Source organism: Dolichospermum sp. FACHB-1250 (assembly GCF_014696335.1).
In the GTDB taxonomy this organism is placed as follows: Bacteria; Cyanobacteriota; Cyanobacteriia; order Cyanobacteriales; family Nostocaceae; genus Dolichospermum; species Dolichospermum planctonicum.
The window spans coordinates 1-25823 of the sequence record NZ_JACJPZ010000030.1; the positions used below are offsets into that span (position 1 = coordinate 1).

14 protein-coding genes and 2 pseudogenes are annotated in these 25823 nt (G+C 37.8%); 13 read left to right on the top strand and 3 right to left on the bottom strand.

Features of this window, described 5'->3' with window-relative positions:
• Positions 1–852, bottom strand: a pseudogene (locus H6F39_RS12175) (hypothetical protein); the annotation flags it as partial.
• 572 nt (positions 853–1424) lie between these two features.
• Here H6F39_RS12175 and topA point away from each other — a divergent pair.
• The 7 genes from topA (at position 1425) to H6F39_RS12210 (ending at position 10780) form a co-directional block, all read left to right on the top strand.
• A complete protein-coding gene (gene topA / locus H6F39_RS12180) occupies positions 1425–4040 on the top strand; it encodes a type I DNA topoisomerase (protein WP_190396786.1) in 2616 nt (871 codons plus the stop codon).
• 421 nt (positions 4041–4461) lie between these two features.
• Positions 4462–4911 carry a type II 3-dehydroquinate dehydratase gene (gene aroQ / locus H6F39_RS12185; protein ID WP_137908284.1) on the top strand — a complete coding sequence of 150 codons (450 nt, stop codon included), beginning with the start codon at positions 4462–4464 and terminating at the stop codon, positions 4909–4911.
• Positions 4912–5120: 209 nt separating this feature from the next.
• A complete protein-coding gene (locus tag H6F39_RS12190; RefSeq protein ID WP_190372200.1) occupies positions 5121–6053 on the top strand; it encodes an ADP-ribosylglycohydrolase family protein in 933 nt (310 codons plus the stop codon).
• A 300-nt stretch (positions 6054–6353) separates the two neighbouring features.
• A complete protein-coding gene (locus H6F39_RS12195; RefSeq protein WP_190396787.1) occupies positions 6354–8909 on the top strand; it encodes an HD family phosphohydrolase in 2556 nt (851 codons plus the stop codon).
• A gap of 69 nt (positions 8910–8978) precedes the next feature.
• Positions 8979–9584, top strand: coding sequence for a VWA domain-containing protein (locus H6F39_RS12200; protein WP_028083158.1), 606 nt, complete (start codon positions 8979–8981; stop codon positions 9582–9584).
• Between the two features lie 42 nt (positions 9585–9626).
• On the top strand, positions 9627–10232 hold the full coding sequence (locus H6F39_RS12205; protein WP_137908280.1) for a VWA domain-containing protein: 606 nt from the start codon (positions 9627–9629) through the stop codon (positions 10230–10232).
• 26 nt (positions 10233–10258) lie between these two features.
• Entirely contained in the window at positions 10259–10780 is a 522-nt protein-coding gene (locus tag H6F39_RS12210; protein ID WP_306420221.1) for a salt stress protein, Slr1339 family, read from the top strand.
• A gap of 28 nt (positions 10781–10808) precedes the next feature.
• Here H6F39_RS12210 and H6F39_RS12215 read toward each other — a convergent pair whose 3' ends face one another.
• Positions 10809–12035 (bottom strand): glycoside hydrolase family 10 protein, encoded by a 1227-nt coding sequence (locus tag H6F39_RS12215; RefSeq protein WP_137908279.1) that lies wholly within the window; start codon positions 12033–12035, stop codon positions 10809–10811.
• 682 nt (positions 12036–12717) lie between these two features.
• Between H6F39_RS12215 and H6F39_RS12220 the strand changes: the two genes are divergently transcribed.
• The 6 genes and pseudogenes from H6F39_RS12220 (at position 12718) to mutS (ending at position 25089) form a co-directional block, all read left to right on the top strand.
• A complete protein-coding gene (locus H6F39_RS12220; RefSeq protein WP_190396793.1) occupies positions 12718–15285 on the top strand; it encodes a dynamin family protein in 2568 nt (855 codons plus the stop codon).
• A gap of 141 nt (positions 15286–15426) precedes the next feature.
• Positions 15427–18837, top strand: coding sequence for a virulence factor SrfB (locus H6F39_RS12225; RefSeq protein ID WP_190396788.1), 3411 nt, complete (start codon positions 15427–15429; stop codon positions 18835–18837).
• A 125-nt stretch (positions 18838–18962) separates the two neighbouring features.
• On the top strand, positions 18963–20081 hold the full coding sequence (locus H6F39_RS12230; RefSeq protein WP_137908277.1) for a hypothetical protein: 1119 nt from the start codon (positions 18963–18965) through the stop codon (positions 20079–20081).
• Between the two features lie 304 nt (positions 20082–20385).
• The gene (locus H6F39_RS12235; protein WP_190372204.1) at positions 20386–21603 is read left to right on the top strand and encodes an AAA family ATPase; all 1218 of its coding nucleotides are present in this window, start codon (positions 20386–20388) and stop codon (positions 21601–21603) included.
• Positions 21603–22337, top strand: a complete 735-nt coding sequence (locus H6F39_RS12240; protein ID WP_190372205.1) for a DUF4276 family protein — start codon at positions 21603–21605, stop codon at positions 22335–22337. Before H6F39_RS12235 ends, H6F39_RS12240 begins: the two co-directional genes overlap by 1 nt.
• 163 nt (positions 22338–22500) lie before the next feature.
• A pseudogene (gene mutS / locus H6F39_RS12245) lies at positions 22501–25089 on the top strand (DNA mismatch repair protein MutS).
• A gap of 228 nt (positions 25090–25317) precedes the next feature.
• Here mutS and H6F39_RS12250 read toward each other — a convergent pair.
• Positions 25318–25641 carry a hypothetical protein gene (locus H6F39_RS12250; RefSeq protein WP_028091097.1) on the bottom strand — a complete coding sequence of 108 codons (324 nt, stop codon included), beginning with the start codon at positions 25639–25641 and terminating at the stop codon, positions 25318–25320.
• Positions 25642–25823: the final 182 nt, after the last annotated feature.

Genomic DNA, 25823 nt, shown 5'->3' on the forward strand with positions numbered 1-25823 from the left:
GTTCCCAGTACCTGCATTAATTGTATCATTACCATCCCCGGTAACGATGTTGTCGTTAGCACTTGTTCCGGTAATTTGGAACCGTTCTATATTACTGAAATTTACTTGGTCACGGTTCCAATTGGTGTTGTAGTAAGCACGGTAATAACCATTAAAACCACCATTGCCATTGTTATTAGCCTCGCTATAAATCCCCGGTTGAGGATAATCTGTTCCTGTATAGGTATTACTGGAGTAATCTAGGATTAATAGGTCATCCCCTGCTGCTCCATCTACTGTATCATTTCCTCGTAAGGGACTAATAGTGTCATCCCCAGAAGTTCCTGTAATGGTGTCATTCCCAGCAGTTCCGTCAAAATTCTGCTGCTCTACCTGAATAAGTTGCCCATTTACCGTAATCGTGGCGTGATCATCCTCAGCCTTCAAAGCTTGTAAAGTTGTAGTATCCAGACTGTTACCCTGTACTAAAGCGGCAAAAATCGCCCCTTCATCACCAGCACTATCACTGAGATTGATTTGAGCATCAATAAAATGCCCAATTTCCTCTAACAAAACTGCACTAATAGCTTCTGCTGTAGAAGTTGCGAGAAAATTAGCTGATAAATAAATCTGATTATTGCTACTGGCATAAGCCCCATTGGCATTGCCAAGAATGCTACTATCTAAAATCTCAATTTGCGGAAGTTGACTAAAATCACCAGATAGCCACTGTAAACGCAGAATTTCCGCACCGCTGCGGTTGTATTGTGTACCAAAAGCCGTATCAAATAAATTCCAGAAGTTGTCTAAATCGGCAAAGGTGCTGAGTTGGTTATATGTCAGCGTCAGGGCAGAGTTGAGCAAGGTATTCATGGATTTGATGATTTATTCCTATAGAAATAATGTGACACAAATACTTACAACTGTCAATCTCTACATTCATACTACAAATTATAATCAAGTTGTAAGCTACTATGCAGGTCAAGTTTATCATCCTAAAATAGTTAAAATCTTGATAACTAATACTTTAAATTGAAACCCAGCCTAGTTTAACACTTAGTTTATGTAAGTTAATTATAATACATTATCCCTAAAAAAATGGCAAATTAACAAAATTAAGGTAATTTTAAATTGTTTATATTCCCCAATTTTCAACAACTGTGAATCCTGTACTATTAAATTCCTGGGGTATTTTACAAACTATAGTCGCCAACTATGCGCTAGATAAGTTAAAGATGGAAATAACTGACAATTGACTCTCAAAGGTTGCTTTTCTCATGCTCAAAACAATCACCAGACTTGAATTTGAGAAAATTCCCCCGCTGTTGGGCAGTTTGTGTAAGTATACAATCACTACTTGGGCGTGATATTTCGTCTTGACATTTCGCAAAAATTAACCCAACTTGACTATTTAGCTGCATAGCTATTATTTATTTTAAATTTCCATGTCAACTCTCGTTATTGTCGAATCTCCCACAAAAGCTCGCACTATTCGCAACTACCTACCAAATGATTATCGGGTAGAAGCTTCCATGGGTCATGTTCGTGACCTTCCCCAGTCGGCCAGCGAAATTCCCGCAGCCGTCAAAGGGGAAAAATGGGCGCAGCTTGGGGTAAATGTAGAAGCTGATTTTGAACCGATTTATGTAGTCCCCAAAGATAAAAAGAAAATTGTTACTCAGTTAAAAGAAGCTCTCAAGGGCGTAACTGAACTGATTCTAGCCACTGATGAAGACCGAGAAGGAGAAAGCATTAGTTGGCATTTATACCAATTGCTCAATCCGAAAGTGCCGACAAAGCGCATGGTGTTTCATGAAATCACTCAGGAAGCAATTCAAAAAGCTTTGAAAGACTGCCGTACCATTGATGAGCAGTTAGTCCGCGCTCAAGAAACCCGGCGCATTTTAGACCGATTAGTAGGATATACTCTATCTCCGCTACTATGGAAAAAAATTGCTTGGGGATTATCCGCTGGTAGAGTGCAATCTGTAGCAGTACGCTTATTAGTAACTAAGGAACGTCAACGCCGAGCTTTTCATGAAGGGACATATTGGGATTTAAAGGCTAGTCTAGAGCAGGAAAAAAGCGCTTTTAGCGCGGTTCTGGTGACTCTTGGCGGTACGAAAGTTGCCACAGGCAGCGATTTTGACCCCACAACTGGTAGGATTACCGCAGGTCGCAATGTGGTCTTACTCAATGAAGAGGAAGCGGAAGCCCTAAAAGCCCGCTTAGAAGCGAAAACTTGGACAGTGACCGATATAGAAGAACGTCCAGTCACCCGCAAACCCGCGCCACCGTTTACCACTTCTACATTACAACAAGAATCTAACCGCAAATTGCGGTTGTCAGCACGGGATACAATGCGGGTAGCTCAGAATTTGTATGAGCAAGGGTATATTACCTATATGCGGACGGATTCCGTGCATTTATCTGATCAAGCGATATCTGCCGCCCGCGCTTGTGTAGAACAAAAATACGGTAAACAATATCTGAGTCCCCAACCTAGACAATACACAACTAAATCTAAGGGCGCACAAGAAGCCCATGAAGCGATTCGTCCCGCCGGTAGCAGTTTCCGCACCCCCCAAGAAACCGGTTTGACTGGACGGGAATTTTCTGTATATGATTTGATTTGGAAGCGCACTGTTGCTTCACAGATGGCTGATTCTCGCCAAACTCAAATTACTGTACAAATACAAGTTGAAGATGCTGGTTTTCGTTCTTCGGGTAAGCGCATAGACTTTCCGGGCTACCTTCGCGCCTACGTTGAAGGGTCGGATGATCCTGATGCTGCTTTAGAAGATCAAGAGGTAATTTTACCTGCTTTGAAAGTTGGAGATCATCCCCAATGTCATGAACTGGAAACCGTCAGCCATGAAACCCAACCTCCAGCCCGGTATACAGAAGCAACTCTAGTGAAAACTTTAGAAAGTGAAGGTATTGGTCGTCCTAGTACCTACGCCAGCATTATTGGTACGATAATTGATAAAGATTATGCCCAATTGGTGAATAATGCCCTAATTCCCACTTTTACGGCTTTTGCTGTTACTGATTTGCTGGAAAAACATTTTCCAGATATTGTTGATCCTAGTTTTACTTCTAAAATGGAGCAGACTCTAGATGAAATTTCCACGGGTGAGGCTCAGTGGCTACCCTACTTAAAGGAATTTTATCTTGGTGAGCAGGGTTTAGAAACTTTGGTTAAGGAACAAGAAAGCGAAATTGACGCTAGTAAAGCTAGAACTGTAGAATTAGAAAATTTAGATGCTAAAGTCCGTATTGGTAAATATGGTCCTTATATTGAAGTTACCAATGGGGAGGAAGTATTTACCGCTTCTATCCCTAAAAACCTGACTCCGGCTGATCTTAACCCTAAACAGGTGGAAATCCTGCTGAAACAAAAAACCGCAGGACCTGACCAATTTGGTCGTCACCCGGAAACTGGCGAACCAATTTATATTAAACTGGGTACTTATGGTCCTTACATTCAATTAGGCGATAAAAGCGACGAAAACCCTAAACCCAAACAAGCTTCTTTACTCAAAGGTGTGACCCCCGAAACTCTCACCCTAGAAATGGCTGTCGGTTTATTGTCTCTACCCCGTGCTTTGGGAACTCACCCAGAAACCGGTGGTAAAGTCCAAGCTAGTTTGGGACGGTTTGGACCCTATGTAGTTCATGACCAGGGGAAGGAAGGGAAAGATTACCGTTCCCTAAAATCTACCGATGATGTCTTGACAATTTCCCTAAATCGTGCCTTAGAATTACTCGCAGAACCAAAAAAAGGACGTTCTACGACTAAGAGTAAGTCTAAAGAAGCTTTACGGGAGTTGGGGACACATCCAGAAGATGATGCACCAGTTAGTATCTATGATGGTCCCTATGGTCCTTATATTAAACATGGGAAAACTAATGCCAGTATTCCTGAAGGTGAATCAGTAGAAAATATAACGTTGTCTACGGCTGTTGAATTACTTTCAGCTAAAGCATCTACAAAATCTCCACGCAAAACCACTAAATCAACAACTACTAGAGGGAAAAAAAAAGACGCAGCAAGTTAGATTTAGCAGCAGTTAGGCGGAATAAATTCTTGATCATGACTAATGATCAATAACTATTCCCTATCACCAATTACCCCATGACTAATTAAGGATGTGATAATCTAATAAGTAAGGCAAAACACAAAATTGAAATCTCGTGGTAGTAAATACCATACTTATGGGAATTTGTCAACCATAAGCAAGGCTAAAGTGCGATCATACGCCGGTTTCTGCCACCCTGTTAAATAAAATTGAGGTAGTATCTCAGGAGCGGTCAGTTTAATGGATTATATAGAAAAGGTACTGGAAAAGCTGAAAGAATTAGCTCGGAAGTTAATTGATAGCCTGCTAGGTCCGGAGGCTGAACCGGAACCGGAACTAGTTCCGATTCCTGTCCATGAACGTTCTATGCGCCGTCGCTAAAGTCCTGTAGGTGTGAGAGTTGAATTTACCAGCTTTAAGTATTCTTGTACTGCACGGGCCAAACCTAAATTTGCTAGGACTTAGAGAACCCGGAATTTATGGTTCTTTGACTCTGGCAGAAATTAATCGTTTGTTAAATTCCAAAGCTATGGAGTTACAAACACAAATACTACCCGTGCAGTCAAATCATGAAGGGGTTTTAGTAGATGCTATTCACGGGGCATTAGGATATCATCAGGGGATTGTCATTAATGCCGGAGCTTACACTCATACTAGTGTAGCTCTACGAGATGCGATCGCTGCTGTTAATTTACCTACTGTGGAAGTACATCTGAGTAATATTTATGGTCGGGAAGATTTCCGTCATCATTCTTATATCGCACCAGTGGTAATTGGTCAAATTAGTGGCTTTGGCGCTCAAAGCTATTTGTTAGGCTTGCAAGCACTGGTGTCTTATTTAAGGAAGTAAGAGGTCATGGGGAATGGGGAATAGGTAACAGGTAATAGGTAATAGGTAACAGGTAACAGGTAACAGGTAATAGGTAATAGGTAACAGGTAACAGGTAACAGGTAATAGGTAATAGGTAACAGGTAATAGGTAATAGGTAATAGGTAATAGGTAATAGGTAATAAGAAACAAGGGACAACGGACAACGGACTAATTGCCTGATCAAAATTATGCGTTATTCTTTGGTAAATCGGGTTAAGGGTAGTTTTTTGGGAGCTTTTTTAGGTGAGAGTTTAGCTAACCCGAACCGTTGTAATTTGGGTAAAATCGCCGTTTTGGGTACGGAAAGTTTAATCAGTTTGGGGAGGTTAGATGTAGATGATTGGTTAAAGCGTCAAGAACAAGCAGGGATTGAATTAGAAACAAATATTCACTCCTGGGGACAAATAATCTTCGCTACATTACCAGTGGTGATGTTTTTTCATGAAAATCTTATGAAAATGCGAGAAAATATCCTAGAAGTGCAAAGAATATTCATATTGAACCAACAACATAGCCCACTGATCACAGATGCTAGTTTAATCATAGGATATGCGATCGCTAAATCCCTGAACGAAAAAATTGACCCTCTCAACCTGATTTCGGAAATAGTTAATTTTTTAGATCAAACATCAAGTTCTTTACCACAACAATTAATAAAAGTCAATGATTTATTAAAAAAAGGAGTGGGACTAGAAACAGCAAGAAAGGAACTGAACAGTCCAGAAACATTAATTAACAATATTGGTTTAGCTTTTTACTGTTTTCTGAGTACCCTAGAAGATTTTTCCTTGACCGTATTCCGCGCTACGAAAAATCATGATTTTGCTCATGACTATATTACGGGTGCAATGGCAGGAGCATTATCAGGGGCATATAACAGTATAGTTGGTATACCAGTAAATTGGCAAATTTCCCCTCCATTCACTAACTCCTCACCATGGGGACTTGATAATTTTTCCCAAATGTTAGAATTAGCCGATAGAATGATGGCGGTGTGGTCTGGAGCATATAACTTTGGTGGTGATTTTGGCGAATTTACAAAGAAAGGATATACTATCTTTGCTGCTCCTAAGATTATACGTAGGCGTGGAAATGATATAGGATTACTATTTGATTTTTGAACAAAATTATGATTTAACCCCATTCAGGCCTTGGTTGAGAGACAATCTCAACTTATGTATTTGTTAGTATTAGTTAGCAAAAAAGTATCGGTTAAATGTAAACTGCTATCCCTCCCTAAGTTAAGCTGTTACGCAGCTAAACTGTATAATCAGAATATGGCTAGATATTGTGGTGGGGGCATACAACGGCCAAGCTCAGTACAAGTCCTGTCCGCTATAATTATACAAATTAAATGCAGTACAGCTGATGATCTAGCTTGGGAAAGGAGGATATATCTGGGGTATTTTGCGGAAGGAAAGATGAAAACGCAGCGATTTTTGCAGTCTTTGAGACAGCAATTAAGGCAATGGCAGGGACAGTATAAAGCGCTATTTCGTAAGGGAAAGTACCACCAGAAACTGCATAAGCATTTTTTCAAGAATATACTTCTGTATTTATCAGCAAATAATCATCAAGGAAAACAGGGAAAACACAGACAGACACAAAGATTAACTGCTAAATTAGTTACTAGAGAGAGTGGCATTGATACAGTTATTTTCAGGTGGGTACATCAAAAACGCTCCTCAACAATTTTGGTATTAGCAATATTCTTACTCACAAGTGTGATAGGAAGTGATTTTTATAACCAACCAAGAATGAAAGTTGGTAGTATTGCCTTACAAACATTTATTGCTCCCTATACGGATAATATTGAAGATAAAGAAGAAACTGAACTGCAACGGAAAGCAGCTATAGATAATTCTGCGCCAGTTTTAATGATTGATAATCAGATCAATCAGCAAATTCATGCACGGTTGGAAAAGATATTAGGCATAAGTAATGAAATTCGGTCAATAGTTGGTATTTTCCCTTTTTTAAATAGTTCAATTTTATCGCCTTATGTTCAAAGTTATCTGAGGTCTTTTCCTGAATTAGAATGGCAAAAGTTAATAGGAATTTTGGATAGTAACAGACAACAAAACACAAAAAAACAAAACTCCAAGCCGCAATTATCATTGTCCAATGGCGTGAGTGACGAGGCTGCTTTCTTGCAAGCATTATCAGAACTAGAAGCTTATCAATTTATGACAACAGAAAGTAATTTTTCTGCCCTGATTACCCAAATATCGCAAGTTAGAAAAAGATATAATCAAGGAATTGAGAAAGCATCACAAATAGAAACTGGTGAGGAAGTAAAACAAGTTTATACAGCACCTGTGCTTTTAGCCTTATCTGATAATGATTGGGCAAAAACACAGGCGGGAATTCGTAAAAGTGCAGAACGAATTATTGCCCAAGGTATAGCTGCTGGCTTGCCCAAAAGTATTTTACATAATGCAGTTAGTTTACAGGTACAATTATCTGTGCCTAGTGAGGCTGAATCCTTGGCAAAAAAAGTATTATTGGCGGTACTGCAACCAAATCTTAAACAAGATATAGAGCAAACTAAAAAACAAGCTCAAATCCTAGCCAGAGAAATACCATCTGTAATGTTTCCTGTAAAAAAAGGCGAGATAATTGTTAGGAAAGGAGAGAAAATTACACAATTAAAATTTGAGATATTAGCACATTATCGTTTGATTGGTCATCAAGTGAATTGGCTGGGTTTAACAGTTTTAGTAGCGGTTGTCACCGTAGCTATTTGGGTTTTTGTCTGGTTAGAAAGAAAAAGTCATAACTATTTGCGACAACGCGATCGCTTATTAGTTTTATTACTTACTCTCACTGTCCCCGGAGTATTGGCTCTCGGTTTACCCTATACCACCTGGAGCGCCATTGGTTTATTACTAGGCAGTTTCTACGGACCAACTATAGGTGTAATGGTAGCAGGGTTACTGGCGTTAATACTACCAATTACAGTAGATACAAATATTCTAGTGCTGCTGGCGGGGGCTGTGGGCGGAATGTTAAGTGCTTATGTAGCTCATAGATTGCGATCGCGCGAAGAACTAGCATTATTAGGTGTTGTCACGGCATTAACCCAAGGTGGTATATATTTATTATTAAAAATCTTTACAGGTGGGGTATTTGGTTCAGGTTGGTATATCATCCAAGAAGCAGGTTTATTTGCTTTATCTGGTTGGGCTTGGAGTATTGTGGCTTTGGGTTTAAGTCCTTATTTGGAAACGCTCTTTGATGTCATTACCCCTATCCGTTTGGCAGAATTGGCTAACCCCAACCGTCCATTATTAAAGCGTCTGGCTACGGAAGCCCCAGGGACTTTCCAGCATACTTTATTAGTGGCCACCCTGGCGGAAGCTGCCGCTAAACAATTGGGCTGTAATGTCGAATTGGTGAGAGCCGGGACATTGTACCATGATATTGGGAAAATGCACGACCCCTTGGGATTTATTGAAAATCAAATTGGTAGTCCCAATAAACATGAAACAGAAATAAAAGATCCTTGGAAAAGTGCGGAAATTATTAAAAAGCACGTCACAGAAGGGTTAGTAATGGCCAAAAAACACAGTTTACCCACCGCCATTCAGGCTTTTATTCCCGAACATCAAGGAACAATGGCCATTGCTTATTTTTATCACCAAGCCCAACAAATAGCCCAGGAAAATCCCCAGATTGTAGTCAATAAAGCCGATTTTTGTTACGATGGACCCATACCCCAATCACGGGAAACAGGCATCGTCATGTTAGCAGATTCTTGTGAAGCTGCATTACGTAGTCTGAAAAATGCCACTCCAGATAAAGCACTCAATATGCTAAATAATATTTTACGGGCAAAATGGCAAGATGAACAATTAATCGCTTCGGGATTAACTAGGGAAGAAATGCCAAAAATTGCCCAAATATTTGTGGATGTTTGGCAACAATTTCATCATAAACGCATTGCTTATCCTAAGTCAAAAGCTGCTGATTCGTAATTAAGATGAAACTGTCCGGGCTTGAAGTATCTGTTAAACTAAAGATCAGAAAATAACAAAAGGAAGATTATGATGAGCGATCGTGATTATACCTTGATTATTGACAAAAGTGGTAGTATGTCCACACCAGACCAAGTGGGCGGTAGAACTAGATGGGAAATAGCCCAAGAATCTACCATTGCTTTAGCTAGAAAGTGTGAACAGTTTGATCCTGATGGGATTACAGTTTACGTTTTTTCCGGCAAATTTAAACGTTATGATGATGTGACAACAGCTAAAGTCTCCCAGATATTTCAGGAAAATGATCCAGCCGGTACAACTAACTTAGCTGGTGTATTGCAAGATGCCCTGAATAATTACTTTCAACGCAAAGCAGCAGGTAACACTAAACCCAATGGAGAAACAATTTTAGTGATTACTGACGGTGAACCAGATGATCGCAAAGCTGTATTTGAGGTTATTATACAAGCTACCCGACAAATGGAAAAAGATGAAGAATTAGGAATTTCCATGATTCAAGTCGGCTCAGATGCTCAAGCCACCAAATTTCTCAAAGCCTTAGATGATCAATTACAAGGTGTGGGAGCTAAATTTGATATTTGTGATACAATAACCTTGGATGATTTAGAAGACATGAGTTTAACTGATGTTTTAATGAATGCCATCACAGATTAATTAACGAAAATTACTAATATCTAATATCTGGAGAGTTTAGTCATGCTAGAAAACCGTGATTATACCTTGATTATTGATAAAAGCGGTAGCATGGCTACCCCAGATCAAAAAGGTGGAAGAAGTAGATGGGTCGCAGCACAAGAATCAACTTTAGCATTAGCAAGTAAATGTGAACAACTAGATCCCGATGGTATTACTATTTACTTATTTTCTGGAAAATTTAAACGTTATGAAAATGTGACATCTGCCAAGGTTTCACAAATTTTCAAAGAAAATGATCCTTCAGGAACAACAGATTTAGCTGGGGTTCTCAAACACGCTACCGATGATTATTTGCAACGCAAAGCAGCAGGTCAAACTAAACTCAATGGAGAAACAATTTTAGTAGTTACTGACGGTGAACCAGATGATCGTAAAGCTGTAATGAAGGTAATTATTGAAGCTTCTCGTTGTTTGGATAAAGATGAAGAATTGGCTATTTCCTTTATTCAAGTCGGTAATGATCCTCAAGCTACTCGCTTTTTGAAAATTTTGGATGATGAACTGCAAAGTGCAGGTGCTAAATTTGATATTTGCGACACTGTCACCATGGATGATATGGAAGATATGAGTTTATCAGAAGTTTTACTAAATGCTATCACTGATTAACAATAGATTCTCCAGGAATGACAAATATGGATTCCATTGATAAGCTATTAGCTGAAGTCAAAACTGAACATACAGAACCCAAAAACACGCCGCCACAGGCTAATTTAAACCCTGTGAAAGTGGTTTTACCTACTACGAAATCAGATGTATTAATAGATAAACTATTATCAGACGTACAAGCTGATTTTTTGGCAGCTAAAACCGAATATACACAATCTAACTCTAGAAATAGCTTACCGCAAATTCAATTAAATTCACCTCCTCCTAAGTCAGATGGATTTATAGATAACTTATTATCAGACGTACAAGCTGATTTTCTGGAAAAAGACGCAGCCGAAGCACTGCGAAAACAAGAAGAATTAATACAGGAGAAAATTCGTCAAGAAAAACTTAAAGCCAAACAAAGAGAAGCTTTAGAAAAACCCGCCCAAGAATGGTTAGCTAAATTAGATCCTTTATCATCAGAAGGATTATGGTTTGAGAGATTTGCTCAAGGTTATCCTACTAAATTAGCAGCAGCAATTGATTATTTACAAACTAATTCCTGAGTAAGTAAGCCCAATAAAACCGACTTAATCACTCTAGTTCTGATAGCTGGTCTGGTGTAGCCATACGCAATGCAGGATATGGAAATAAATTTTTAAATCCAGCCAAGCGTTCTCCTAATGATTCTGGTGCAATATTCCAAAGACTTTCATAATAGAAAAAAGCTACTCCCAGATCACGTTGTTGGACAGCGCGGACTTGAGATTGAATCTGTTGAATTGAGACTGGCTTAGTTCTTAAACCTGCCATAATTCCGATTCCAGTAGGAATTATTTGTTTAACTTCTTCTATTTCTGGACGGGAAAGCTTGGAGGTAAAACTATCTAAATTCTCCCGATAAACTTGCATGACCAACTCATCTACTATGTTTAATCTTGCCCAATTCAACCAATCTTGCAGTTGAAATTTGTAGGCATAATCATAGTAATTGGGAGAGATAGAAAAAATCATTTTTGGTTTTATCTGCTTAACTGTATTGTTCAGTCTCACCATAAATTCTGTAATCTTATTTGCTCGCCAATTTACCCATTCTGGATCTTTATAATCTTTGGGTGGACTTTTCTGAGTTTCTTTAGTATACAAGTCAACTGTATATTTATCATAGCCAAATTCATGGGGTAAACTGGTATGATCATCAAATTGAATACCATCAATATCATATTTATTAGTAAGTTCTACCAGCAAATCAATAATAAACTGTTGTACTTCTGGGTGAAATGGATTTAACCATGAAACTTCACCAGCAGCACTCACAGATGTTGTACCACCATCTTGTTTTTGTGTTAACCATCCTGGTTTATTTAATGCCAATTCAGAAGTATCAGGAGTCATAAATCCAAATTCAAACCAAGGAATTACCAGTAATTTTTGACGATGAGATTTATCAATTAAATCCGCGAGAATATCATGTCCATCTAGTCCTTTAAATACAAAAGGTTGAATTTCTAAATCCTTGGCTACTTTACTAGGATACATCACATATCCAGCATTCCAAACCACGGGATAGACAGTATTAAAATTGAGTTCTCTGAGTTGGCTTACAGCTTCTTGAACTTTAGCCCGATCTTTGAGAATATTTAAATCATTATTTGTGATCCACACACCACGAATTTCTTGACGTGGTACTTGGGCGTTAACAGGTGTCAAAGTGTTTACCCAAAAAACTGTGATTAAGGAAATTAAAAACCAAGACCGAAATAACGGTTTAAGTAATTTCTGTTGGAAATAGAGGAAAAAATTGTGGTAATTGACTTTCATTTTAATTTGAGAATATGGTAAGAAAATTAACTATATTAAAATTCCTTGATTCACAAGTAGATGTAATTCATGAATTACCCTGACATTTGTTATTTATAGGCAATTATATAGCATTTTGCAGATAAATGACCTAAGAATCTTGTTTTTGTTCTGAATCTTGATTCGCTCATTGGCCAATCACTCCAGAAAAAACATCACAAACATACCACAAATAGTCTAAAAATATATAGGGCTTGCTGAAAAAGTTGTCTGTGAGGGCAGGGAACTCTTAACTCTTAACTGGGAACAGTTTTAACTGTCTGGATATCCTCAATTTTCCAAATCCGACAAAGAAAAATGCAATTCATTTTGAGACACCATTAGCCAAAACCTGGCACTTTTTTGTGGTAAAAATCCGCGAAACCCTTTGTTAATAAATGGTTTTAGGTTTATATGGCTAACGCCACGCTACGCTATCAGCAAGCCTTATATTAGGGCATTAGGGCGGGCAAGATGCCCACCCCACAAGATTTTTATCATTAATAATTAGTAAAAATAATTAAAATAATTAGTAAAAATTATCACATTTAGATATTACTGTATGCCAATTATCCGCCTGCTTTTCGTTACACTAGTAGTGGTAATTTTTAGGTTTTGTGTTATAACCCTGTTGTGCAAATGAACTCGAATGAAAGACCACTCTATGGAACCAGATAAGCTGGCGCGAATAAAAGAGTACGGTGAATTTATCCTCCGCAAAATTGACTCCGTACCCCAACATCCTTCCCAAGATGAAGATTGGGTTCCCATTAGCCTTGATGATTGTCTGCTGCGGCTGCGAGAAGCCGCTGTGAAAACGGTAGAACTGGCAACCTCACCGGTGAAAATCGGTGTCATGGGGGAATTTAGTAGTGGTAAAAGTTTGCTGCTAGGGAGTCTCATTGGTTATGCAGACGCTTTACCCGTGAGTGAAAATCCCACCACTGGTAATGTCACCGCTATTCATATTCAAGCCCAGGATGGTTTTGCAACTACTCAAGTAGATAATTACACTGTAGAATATTTATCCCATGAAGGGGTAAATGAGTGTTTACACTTCATGCTGAAAGAAGCAAACCGTCGCGCTATATCCGCTGGTGTTACACCTTTGCAGGTAGATAAAATTAAGACTGGTAAAGATATCAGTATTTGGTGTGAGGAAGTTTGGAAAAGTTCCAGTAATTTAGAGTTGCGTTATTTGCTGCGGGAGTTAGTGCTATTTTTGCGGGCTTATCAGGCTTATGGTGAGGCTTTATGCGGTCGCTTTTACCAAATTGATGGTATTACAGCCTGTGAAGGTTTACAACTGGCAGAAATGCCTCTGGCGATTCAATCTCTTAAATTTGAGGATTTACCACCAGCGCATATTCGCTTATCTAGTGCGCCGCAAAAATTAACTATTCAATTACTACGGAATAGTTTTCTCTTAATTCGTCGTGTTGATATTCAAGTGAAAATATCACGGGAAATTTGGGATCTCACAGGTGCGGAAGAATTTGTGCTGTTAGATTTTCCCGGTTTGGGTGCGGCTAATTCTGGAACTAGGGATACATTTTTATCATTGCGAGAATTGGCGCAGGTACAGACAATTTTAGTCTTACTTAATGGTAAATCACCAGGGAGCGATCGCGCCAATAAAATCTTTACCATGATGCAGCAACAACGCCCTGGACAAGACCTCAAGGATTTAATTATAGTAGGAGTGGGACGTTTTGATCAATTACCTTTAGAAGGTGAGGGAGGAGAAAGGGAACTGGATTTATTAATTGCTAATCAATCTGATGATCAACCATTACAAATAAGTACAGTTTTCCAAAAATTGAAAGTTCTAAAAACTATTATTGATGGCGCGGAAGCATTTACTTCTCAAAAAGACCGAATTGTTTTATTATCGCCATTATTAGGGTTAGCTGAATTAGCCAAACGTTCTAGTCAAGTTAAAGCTGGTTCTGCGGAATTTCTAGCGAATTTAGATTATCCAGATTATTTGGAAAAATCGAGGAAATTACAAGAAAAATGGGGTAATTTAAGCGCGGGTTTACTTGCCGGAGATAGTCGTAATCAGTTAGGAAGACAATTAGGTTATTTCGCTCAAGATGGTGGTATTAGTAAATTAAGAGAATTGATTCAAAGTCATGTTGCTAATCACGGATTAAAGCAATTATATGAAGATACCCGTCGGGCTGCTGATACGATTCGTCAACAACAAGAATATCTTCAAGAAATTCTTGCCGAAATTCACGAACAAGGTATACCTACAAACGATACTCCGGCTTTAATAGAATTAAGATCAGCCATAGAAAGTTTAGATAAAACCTACAGAAACTTTCAAAAAGATTTAGGGAAAGAACAACTCAAAGATAGAAGGGGAATTGTAGTTAGTGATGTGATTAAAGATGAACTAACTTTAAGAATTTTGAATTGGAATCAGTGGACATTATTATTTAATAAAATCCAAAATGGTACAATTACCCTAGCGGAATTTAAAGGTGCAGCCGGAAAATTATTTGATCGAGGAAATCGGGTGAATACCTCCCTCCCAACTAAGAGTGATGACTTTTATCCAGCCTTTGAGAAAACAATTAAAGAACTGGAAAACTTTGCGGGCGATCGCATTCGTCAAGCTGTGATAGACTTATTAAACTCATTAGCGCATAAAATCACCTTAGAACGGGAAAAACTACAAACCATTCTTCAGCCAGAAATGGAACAAGAAATTGAAGAAAAATTTGGATCTGAAGAAGCTGATTTATTTTATAAACTGTTATTAGGATGTGATCCTCGTCAATGGAAAGAAGCCATTATTGCTGAAATCAATAACCATGATCAAACTATCAACCCAGCCAGTATTTTTCCCCTAGCCAGACAAGATGAAAAACACAGTGTAGGACAAATATTTGATTGGTCTCCTGAGAAAAATCAAACCTCATCCAGAAGTGCTAATCATCAACTTTTTGTCTTGCGACTAAGAGATGAAATTACCGCTAGTGCTAATCTCCACTTAGTACAGTATGTCAGTGAAAGTAATCAGCACGTAAATATAGAAATCAATGGAATTTTAGACCAAATAATTCCCAGTTTGCAAAACCTTTCCAAACAAGAAGCACTACTAAGATATATTGCAGCTAGAGATTCACAAGGGGAACTAGCTATTCCCACCTGGTTAGACATTTTAGCAGATATTGCTACAATTAATGAAGCTGAATTATTTATTTATAGCAATCTCCCATAAGATCGTCGACTGCTTTTTCAAATTGTGTAAATAAATGATAAATTGATGTTAGGATTCGGGGATCTGACCTCATTAATTCTGCCTTATTTAATTTATCAGCATTCAGTGATCAACCATCAACTTAAATAAGGACCATTAAAAATGCCTGTGGAAATTCAGATTCCACCTAGTTTTAAATTAGGTGTTAGAGAAAACTCACAGTTGCATCTACCTTCGATTCAAATTGTTGCTGTTAATAGCAACATTCCGTACATTTCTCGAATTAACTGTATAGTGAGGGGGACACCAAATCAATTAGCAGCAAAAATTCAAAGAACCTATAGACAATTTCACTCAGCTACACCCAAACAAATCATTAATATCTGTCAATTAGGACAAGATATATGTCAATTAGATTCACCTTTAATAACATTAGTTGACTGTAGCTTAAAGGTAATTGTTGAATATTTCGACTCTGACAGTGCAGGAAAACCAAACTTGTCTATATCTAAACATATATCCGCCGAATGTGATCTTTGGTTTATACCCAACTTACAAAAATCACCAAATTCATTTACAGGAAATCATCAAGCCATGAACAATTCGCAGTTTGACAGCTATCTGAATAATTTAAGTCAACAACTGAGTGAAAAACTCAACGAAAAACAAAAGAAAAGATTTCCTGGTTGGTTAGCTTTAGATTTTGGTACTTCTAACTCCACAGTTACACTTTTTGATCCCATTGAAGTCCCCATTGCGGAAATTTTACCCAAAGAACAAGAACTGAGATTAAGACAACGCATGACTGAATGGTTAAATTCTCCTCCAGATTTAGCCTTAGTAGATGTTAGTGCTAGTGAGTGGGAAAAGTTCCTAGTTGATATTAGCAAAAACTTACAAATACAACCAGAACAATTAAGTGAGATTTTTGAAAGTGATCACAAAGAATTATTTTTAGAAGCCATTCGACAAATTGAATTATGTTTAGGAACAAGCGATAGATTTCGTCGGGCTGTTAGTAAAAAACTTTATGCTATATATCATGAAGTTTTTCGTGTTCCTACATTAGAATCACAAAATTTAATTCCCGTAATTTTAGATATTGACCGACGCAATACAGAAATTCCCAGTGAAATGGAAGTATCGCAATTAATCCCATTAAAACTACAGATGGGTAGAGACGCAAGAGATAACAGAAAAAAAGCAATAGCCCAGGGAACAACTGTTTCAGTCAAAGAAATTATTAGCAGATTTCATCATTCACCCAAACGCTATTTTGGACAAGATCGATCTTTCCCAATTATCCTAGAAAACGAAGAAGAGAATATTCAAGTTAATCGCCTAATTCAAGCAGCTTGGGCGCAATTAATTGAGTTAACAGAAGATTATCGTCAACGGGCTAGACGCAGGTTTTCTGAAGGCGATTTTTTAACAGCAGTTGTCACTTATCCCACCGTAGCCCCGCCAATAGTTCGCAAAGAAATTAAGCAACTGGTACAAGAATTAGGTATTGATGATGTACAAACAGCTTATGATGAAGCGGTTTCTGTCGCTATCTTTTTTCTGTGGCGAGAATTTGGCGGTAATCTGAATATTGGCATTGAATCTTTCAAAACTCGTTGTCGTCAAAATGGGAATAAATGGTCACAAAATGTTCTGGTTTTAGATATTGGTGGTGGTACAACAGACTTAGCTTTAATTGAACTTACCCTAGAAGATAAAACTCCATTTTTTGCAGATAATGAAGATAGAGGTTTAGGAGGACGTTACTATAAATTAACTCCTAAATTATTAGGTTCTTCAGGACATTTACAACTAGGTGGTGAATTAATTACATTGCGAATTTTCCGCCTATTAAAAGTCGCAATTTCTGATTTTCTTCTCACCGCAGTCACTACAGGTGACATTGAAAGTGATAAATTAGAAGACTTAATTAACTCCGAATTAAACGAACGTTTTTTAGAAGACGGAAAATTTCAAACCGGTAGTTTATTAAAATGTATAGATAAAGAAAATCCCGAAGGTGACGTTGCTTTTAAAGATGCCCTAGATACAGCCGAAAAAGTATTACCAACTCGCTGGCAACAAGCACCCCAACGTCTGCAAACCTTTTACACATTGTGGGATCATGCTGAAGCTGCTAAACTCAAATTAGGACAAAAACAACCCAAGGATGGTTCTTTATTAACCTTCACTTTAAATGAACAACAAATAGGCGAACTTCTAGCCCAAAGTTCAGTTAAATTTCAAGTGAGAAGCCCTGAATCTATTTCCTTAACTTTAGATAATCAGCAATTTGAACGGACTATCATGTCATCTATTAAAGAAGCAATTGGTATTGCTAAAGGTTTAATAGAAAGTCGTCTCAATTCAGAACCTAATCAAAAAGTAGATTGGTTAATTCTATCTGGAAAAACTTGTAATCTTGATTTAGTTCAACAACAAATCTATGAAGAATTTAGTCAATCACCATATTTTGTTTGGAACCCAGAACGGATTACTTTTGTTTTAGAATTTACAAAACTTGCCACCTCCGCAGGTGCTTGTTATGCCGAAAAATTGCGTCGGTTTCGATTTGATCCTGAAGAATCTAAAAATCTGTTACGTAAAGGTGCAAATCAATTAGAAATTGATGTTAAAAACCTGTTTTATTATCTTCCTTGTAACTTCAAACGCAAAACCCAAAGTAACGAACCATTAGCCATTTTTAGCGCTGGACAAGAACTATATCAACTTGCACCTTTAGACACCGTTGCTAAAGTGCGGACACCTTGGCAGGGTATACAATTAACTAATATTATCCATCGTCAAGATTATGAAAACGGAACTTTTCGCCTGTGGGGAAGTTTCGATGGTAAAATATTAATGGATAAATTAGCCATGGAAGAACAGGAATTTCTCAAAAAAATCAAAGTCCAATTTGAAATTGATCAAGCTTTACAATTTAGTGTTTTACTATGTCGAGGTAATCCCCATTACTTAATAGATGTACCTGGTATTAACATTAATTCAGTTATATCTCCGCCGGAAAATACTTTATTTAATGATGGTAATTTAAAATGGAATATAGCCATAGAAAACCCTCAGCATAACTTAAATGATGGTGATATTGCTGTTAATGTTTTAGAAGCAGCCACAGTTGATCAACCTCATGCTTATCATTTAGTATTTGCAGTTGATAATAATGATAGTAAGACCATGGAAACATTTCATTATTTACAAGATGGTGTCAAAGAACCAGGAACAGGATTAATCAGTAAACCTTTACCACCATTTCCCCAAAGTGGTCAACATACCTTTTATATTTATCAAATTGATAGTCATACAAATACCAAAAAATGGCTGCGAATTGGTACACTGCATAAACCCGATATGATCACAGATTATCCTTGTCAATATCATGTAACTCTTGATCATGCAGGAATATTAAGAATACACGCTGGTGCTGTTCCTTATTGGACATCTAATCATCAACAATGTCTCGAACAAGAAGGATGTGTTTATCGGACAGAATTGGAATTACAACCCAACGAAGTTGATAAAGAACGTGATCCATTTTGCGGTATTCATTAGCTTTAATTCCGTAGGTTGGGTTGACGCAAGGAAACCCAACATTATTAATCATTTAGTTGTTTTTTTGCTGGGTTACGCTGTGGCTTAAAAAAACCTACATTTTCTATTTTCATCCTCGTCAAATTATGCAGAATTTACATAAACTACTCAATACAGAAAACTCAGAATTAGCCAAAATATTGCGGTTTAATTTATATGGATTAGTCGCAATTTTAACCCAAGCAAATCAAGAATATCCCATTGACCCGGGAATAGGATTAAGTGAAGAACTTCTACAAGAACTTGATGAATTATTACAACATACCCGACTTATTGAAGAAGTTGAGGATCTAGGGGAATTAAAAGAATCTCCATTAATAAACGACTTAAAATTATTCAAATTAAAAGCAGCTTTTAATAACGATCCAGAATTAAATTTTTATTTAGGGACTTCTCCAATTCAGAGTCAAAATGATGGGGAAATATGGAACGAAATTCAGAGAAAATTGCTGCGAGTTCCCGAAGATCTAGCGATATTTTGGAGAGAAATTGCTTTGAAAACAGCGCAAGAATTAGGTGCAATTGTAGATCATGAAAATCTTGAAGAATTACCATTTTTCCGCGATGAAATTATTTATCCGGGGTTGAATGGTACAGTTAAAGCCAAAGGACTATGTTTATCTCAAAAGGCTTTACTAAATTCAGAAATTACCCAAAATCATCTTTCTGAAAACTTATATTCAATTGCAGGATTTTTACTTTTATATGTTAAATTTATAGAAATAGATACAGACTTACATCATGCTTTAAAAAGTGTTTTTAGCTTCGATGTAGTTTCTTTAAATTCCAAATTAGAACAACGTCATCAATATATTGACGCTTTAAAAGATCGCTTTTACCGTATCCAAAAATATAGTGAAAATATTGATATAATTGTAGAATTATGTGCCTGGATTGACATAGATGAAGCTATTAATTCTCTAGTATTTATCCCTCCTGCTGAAAGTTATTCCTGGTGGGGAAAATTACAAAAAGAATCCCGTCGTATCCTGAGAAAAGCCGCTGATAAAGCGATAAAAGCAGGTAATGAAGTGAGAATCAAACAATTATCAGGACTGTATGCTGATGTTTGTGAGTTTTCTAAAGATGACTTGCAATTAGATTGTGGTGGTACTCCGGGAGAGGTATTAACTTGTTTGCGAGTCTATGCCAAAATCAATCAACAAGAGTATCCAGGAAGGGTGATATTTCGGACTTTACGCTAGGATGACTAAACAATTAAACAAAATTTACTTCCATTTATTAATGTATAATCCAGATATTGACCTCCTCTTTGTGCCTCTGCTTGAGCCATATTCACTCTAAAATACAAAAAAAATAAAAAATAAATAAACTTTAAGCGATCGCTCCCAAGTTCCCACATCACGCTATCATCAAAAACAGTGGAAATCAACTCTCAGCATCTACCATGACGAATTTTTCAATGGGTATCAAACCCTCGCAGCGATCGCCAAAAATGATAAAGTAAATAGTATTCTCGGATAAATATTTTAATATAAGGAGAAATCAATGGAAGGTAAAAGATTTATTCATAAAATCAAATTACAAAACTTTCTTTCCTATGGAAGTGAGGGAGAAGAAATAGAACTACAACCATTAAATGTGTTAATTGGTCCCAATGGTTCTGGTAAGTCTAATTTAATAGAAGCTATTGGATTGTTACAAGCAACACCAGGCAATTTAACTGCTCCTATTCGGGAAGGAGGAGGTGTTAATGAGTGGCTTTGGAAAGGTGAAAAAGGTATTCCCACAGCGGAAATTGAAGCAATCATCAATTACCCACAAGGAATAATGCCTCTACGTTATAAGCTGGGGTTTACTATGGTTAATCAAAGACTAGATATAGTAGATGAAGTTGTAGAAAATGAACATCGAAACAATGAAGAAGCAAAAGATGTATATTTTTTCTACCGCTATCAAAATGGGCGACCTATTTTAAATGTGAGAACTATTCCTGATGGACAAGCAGGTACAGAAACAGGTAGAACTCAACGTCATTTGCGCCAAGAGGAAATTAGTCCGAATCAATCCGTTTTATCACAGAAAAAAGATTTGGATTCTTATCCAGAATTAACTTATTTAGGCAATGAATTTTCTAAAATTCGTACTTATAGAGAATGGAATTTAGGAAGATATACACCACCAAGAATGGCGCAACCTGCTGATTTACCTATTGATTTTCTAGATGAAGATGCTAGAAACTTAGGTCATGTTTTAAATAATTTAGATTATGCAGGAAAAAAACCAGAATTACTCCAGCATTTACAGAAATTTTATCATGCAGTAGAGGATATTACAGTTAGAGTAGAAAGTTCAACATTACAGGTATTTCTGCGGGAGAAAAAATTGGTTTCGGCAGTTCCAGCAACCAGGCTTTCAGACGGTACACTGCGTTATTTATGCTTATTAACTATACTATGTCATCCCAGTCCACCACCTTTAATTTGTATTGAAGAACCAGAATTAGGGTTACATCCAGATATCATGTACATCATTGCTGAGTTACTAATTCAAGCTTCTCAACGCACCCAATTAATTGTGACTACCCATTCCGATGCTTTAATTACTGGTTTAAGTCAATATCCTGAATCTGTGGTAGTTTGTGAACGTAATAATCAAGGCTCTTATCTCAAGCGTCTTCAACCTGATAGATTAAAAAAATGGTTAGAAAAATATACTCTTGGCGACCTTTGGCGTATGGGTGAAACTGGAGGAAATCCCTGGTAATGGAAATTTACATTTATATTGAGGGTGCGGGAAATGAAGATGATACTGAACTAATACCTAGACAACGCCCTGGGTTTCGTAGTGGTATCATCAGTGGAAAAGAAACAACTAGAAGTTTAAGTCCTGGTTTTTATAGTTTTTTCCAAGAACTCTATGATATTGCTGAGATAAATGATATTAAAATTAGGTTGATTATGTGCGGTTCTCGCGTTAAGGCTTATCAAAGTTTCAAATGGGGATTAGAAGATCATCCAGAAGCTTTTAATGTTTTATTAATAGATTCTGAATCTCCTGTCTCTCCTGATGATACTCCTTGGGAACATTTGAGAAATAGAAAAGAAGATCAACCTTGGATTTTAGATTCATTGAGTTTTAATGATGAACAATGTCACCTGATGGTACAAACTATGGAAGCATGGTTTGTTGCTGATATTGATGCTTTAAAAAATTTCTATGGGGAAGGATTTAGAGAAGAAAAAATTATGCATGAGATGGCAAAATGTGAAAATCTAGAACAAGTTTCCAAAGATACGTTATTTCAATGGCTAAAAGCAGCAACTCGTAACTCCAAGCAGGGTACATATACTAAACAAACTAAACGCAATCCTATTCATGCTTTAGAAATTTTAAAACGTCTTGATGCAAATAAAGTTCGTCAAGCTTCCCCCTATTGCAATCGCATTTTCACAACCATACAAGCAATAATGGATGTATCAACCAATAACCATAACTAAAAATAAACACATCAAACCTCACCCTTTCTGCGCCTCTGCGCCTCTGCGTGAGCCATATTCACTCTAAAATACAAAAAAAATAAATAAACTTTAAGCGATCGCTCCCAAGTTCCCACATCACGCTATCATCAAAAACAGTGGAAATCAACTCTCAGCATCTACCATGACGAATCCGACACCAGAACCAAATTCACCAAACACACCACTTACTGATACAAATCTGGTAGAAGACCGCAGTAAGCTGAGTAAAATGTATCAGCATTACGTAGACATGAAGGATAAATACCCTCATGCTTTGCTGTTATATAGAGTCGGTGATTTTTTTGAAACCTTTTTTCAAGACGCTGTAACCGTCTCCAGAGAATTAGAACTAGTTTTAACCAGTAAGCACGGTGGTGATGTTGGTCGCGTTGCCATGACAGGTGTACCACATCACGCTTGGGAACGCTACACAACCCAACTGGTAGAAAAAGGTTACGCTGTGGTGATTTGTGACCAGGTAGAAGACTCCGCTGATGCTATTGGTTTGGTAAAGCGAGAAGTAACGCGCATTCTCACACCTGGGACATTGTTGGAAGAGGGAATGCTAAAGGCAAGTCGTAATAACTACATAGCTGCTGTAGTAATTGCTGTCAATCATTGGGGTTTAGCCTATGCAGATATATCAACTGGGGAATTTCTCACATCTCAAGGCAGTAATTTAGAACACCTAACCCAAGAATTAATGCGGTTACAACCCGCTGAGGTGCTATTTCCCACTAATGCCCCGGATTTAGGTAGTTTACTGCGTCCAGGAGAAACTTCCCCATCCCTTCCTCAGTGTTTACCACCATCATTTTGTTACAGTTTACGTTCTCAAGTTCCCTTTTCCCAAGCAGAAGCTAGGAGTAAATTATTACAGAAATTCAAAATGCGATCGCTCGAAGGTTTGGGTTGTGAACATCTTCCCCTCGCTGTTCGCGCCGCTGGTGGTCTTATAGACTACATTGAAGATACACAAAAAGCCAATCCTGTATCTCTGCAATTATTACGCACCTATACACTCACGGATTATTTGATTGTAGACCATCAAACACGCCGTAACTTGGAAATTACTCAAACTGTCCGCGATGGCACATTTCATGGTTCTCTATTATGGGCTTTAGACAGAACTAGCACCGCTATGGGTAGCAGGGCTTTAAGGAGATGGTTGTTACAACCGCTACTGGAAATTAAAGGGATTAAATCACGCCAAGATACCATTCAGGAATTAATAGAAAATACCCCTTTACGTCAAGATATCCGGCAATTATTAAAGCAAATTTACGATTTAGAACGTTTAACAGTTAGAGCCGCTTCTGGTAGAGCAAATGCACGGGATTTAGTCGCTTTAGCTGATTCTTTCTCACGATTACCTGAATTATCTCGCTTAGTTGCCAATGCAAAATCCCCTTTCTTGAAGGCCTTGCAAAAAGTTCCTCCGGTGCTAGAAGAACTAGCATAAAAAATACAGGCCCATATCGTAGAATCACCACCTATACATCTCAAAGAAGGTGGTTTAATTCGCGCAGGTATTAATACGCTTTTGGACGAAAGAAAGGCTACTGTAGAAAGTGATCAACAATGGATTGCCAATTTAGAAGTTGACGAAAGAGCCAGAACAGGAATACCCACATTAAAGGTAGGATTTAATAAAACTTTTGGCTATTATATCAGTATTTCCCGCAGTAAATCTGACCAAGTTCCCGATAATTACATCCGCAAACAAACGCTGACAAATGAGGAACGTTACATTACTCCCGATTTGAAAGAACGAGAAGCACGCATTCTCACAGCGCGAGATGATTTGAATCAACTGGAATATCAGATTTTTAACGCCTTACGAGATGAAGTGGGTAATCAAGCCGAAATTATTCGCAACGTTTCCCGCGCAGTGGCCGCCGCTGATGTATTATCTGGTTTGGCACAATTGGCTGCACATCAGGGTTATTGTCGCCCGGAAATGCTGACAGGTAGAGAGATTGAGGTGATTGATGGTCGTCACCCGGTGGTGGAACAGTCTTTACCTTCTGGGTTTTTTGTCCCTAATTCTACTCGGTTAGGGGATAAGGAAACGAACTACAGAGCCACGGAGGACACGGAGGGTTTGTCTTTATATCCTGATTTGGTGATTTTGACAGGTCCCAATGCAAGTGGGAAAAGTTGTTATTTGCGTCAAGTTGGGTTAATTCAATTAATGGCGCAGGTGGGGAGTTTTGTCCCGGCTCGTTCTGCTAGATTGGGAATATGCGATCGCATTTTTACCCGTGTTGGTGCGGTGGATGATTTGGCTACCGGTCAATCTACTTTTATGGTGGAAATGAATGAAACTGCTAATATCCTCAATCATGCAACTTTGAAATCTTTGGTTTTGTTAGATGAAATTGGTCGCGGCACAGCAACTTTTGACGGGTTATCAATCGCTTGGGCTGTGGCTGAATATTTGGCTGTTGATATTAAATCCCGGACGATTTTTGCTACTCATTATCATGAGTTGAATGAATTGGCTACTATTATTTCTAATGTCGCCAATTATCAAGTTACGGTTAAGGAGTTACCAGACCAAATTATCTTTTTACATCAAGTTCAACCCGGTGGCGCTGATAAGTCTTATGGTATTGAAGCCGGAAGATTAGCCGGTTTACCCCCGGTAGTGATTCAACGCGCAAAACAGGTAATGACACAAATCGAAAAACACAGTAAAATAGCGATGGGGTTGCAAAATTTAGAGTAGTTATTTGTTATCAGGTAAAAACTCTCAACAATAGCAGTTTTATAGTTTTGTAGGTTGGGTTGAGGAACGTTCACGAAGTGTGGCGAAGCCATAACCCAACACTTACAGCATATTACCCTAATGGTGAGGTAAAATTTTTGCGGGCAAGAAGCCCGCACCACAGGATTTTTATCATGAATATCTGTACCTCATCAGATCGGAAACTGCTGTAATTCTTGGGTCAAGGCTCTAGGCATCTTCTGGTTCAAATTGTGCTACAGTTACAGCATTAAACGCAAAAGATAACACCAGAGGAATCGGACATTTAAACCAAAAAGTATAAATCACTGCTAAAATTGTGGTGGATATAGCAGCACAAGCCCAGTACATTTCTTGATTAGTGAAGCCATTTTCCTCTTTAATTATTCTTAACACATTCATTGGTATTGGTTCTGGCATCACCCCCCCCGGAGGAAACGCCCAATAATTCCCACGTCTCTCCATAAATAAATCTGTCCAGCCATTTTCTAAGCACCACGCTTCAATCCATTGAATAGAGTAACGATCCATCATAAAAATACCAATTTCACCTTGTGAATATGTGTCTTAGATCAATTTCAATAACTCGAAAATTTGCATAAAACTAAATACCAACTCACCGCTGCGGTTAATTATTCTTTAAACCTGATTCTATGCAGCTTCATCTTGATTTGGTATTAGTCAGATAACTGTTAGCAATAACATTAAATTTAAGT

Coding starts and splice junctions, on each gene's coding strand:
- topA (WP_190396786.1), top strand. CDS start 1,425: ATGTCAACTCTCGTTATTGTCGAATCTCCCACAAAAGCTCGCACTATT.
- H6F39_RS12190 (WP_190372200.1), top strand. CDS start 5,121: ATGCGTTATTCTTTGGTAAATCGGGTTAAGGGTAGTTTTTTGGGAGCT.
- H6F39_RS12195 (WP_190396787.1), top strand. CDS start 6,354: ATGAAAACGCAGCGATTTTTGCAGTCTTTGAGACAGCAATTAAGGCAA.
- H6F39_RS12200 (WP_028083158.1), top strand. CDS start 8,979: ATGATGAGCGATCGTGATTATACCTTGATTATTGACAAAAGTGGTAGT.
- H6F39_RS12205 (WP_137908280.1), top strand. CDS start 9,627: ATGCTAGAAAACCGTGATTATACCTTGATTATTGATAAAAGCGGTAGC.
- H6F39_RS12210 (WP_306420221.1), top strand. CDS start 10,259: ATGGATTCCATTGATAAGCTATTAGCTGAAGTCAAAACTGAACATACA.
- H6F39_RS12215 (WP_137908279.1), bottom strand. CDS start 12,035: ATGAAAGTCAATTACCACAATTTTTTCCTCTATTTCCAACAGAAATTA.
- H6F39_RS12220 (WP_190396793.1), top strand. CDS start 12,718: ATGGAACCAGATAAGCTGGCGCGAATAAAAGAGTACGGTGAATTTATC.
- H6F39_RS12225 (WP_190396788.1), top strand. CDS start 15,427: ATGCCTGTGGAAATTCAGATTCCACCTAGTTTTAAATTAGGTGTTAGA.
- H6F39_RS12230 (WP_137908277.1), top strand. CDS start 18,963: ATGCAGAATTTACATAAACTACTCAATACAGAAAACTCAGAATTAGCC.
- H6F39_RS12235 (WP_190372204.1), top strand. CDS start 20,386: ATGGAAGGTAAAAGATTTATTCATAAAATCAAATTACAAAACTTTCTT.
- H6F39_RS12240 (WP_190372205.1), top strand. CDS start 21,603: ATGGAAATTTACATTTATATTGAGGGTGCGGGAAATGAAGATGATACT.
- H6F39_RS12250 (WP_028091097.1), bottom strand. CDS start 25,641: ATGATGGATCGTTACTCTATTCAATGGATTGAAGCGTGGTGCTTAGAA.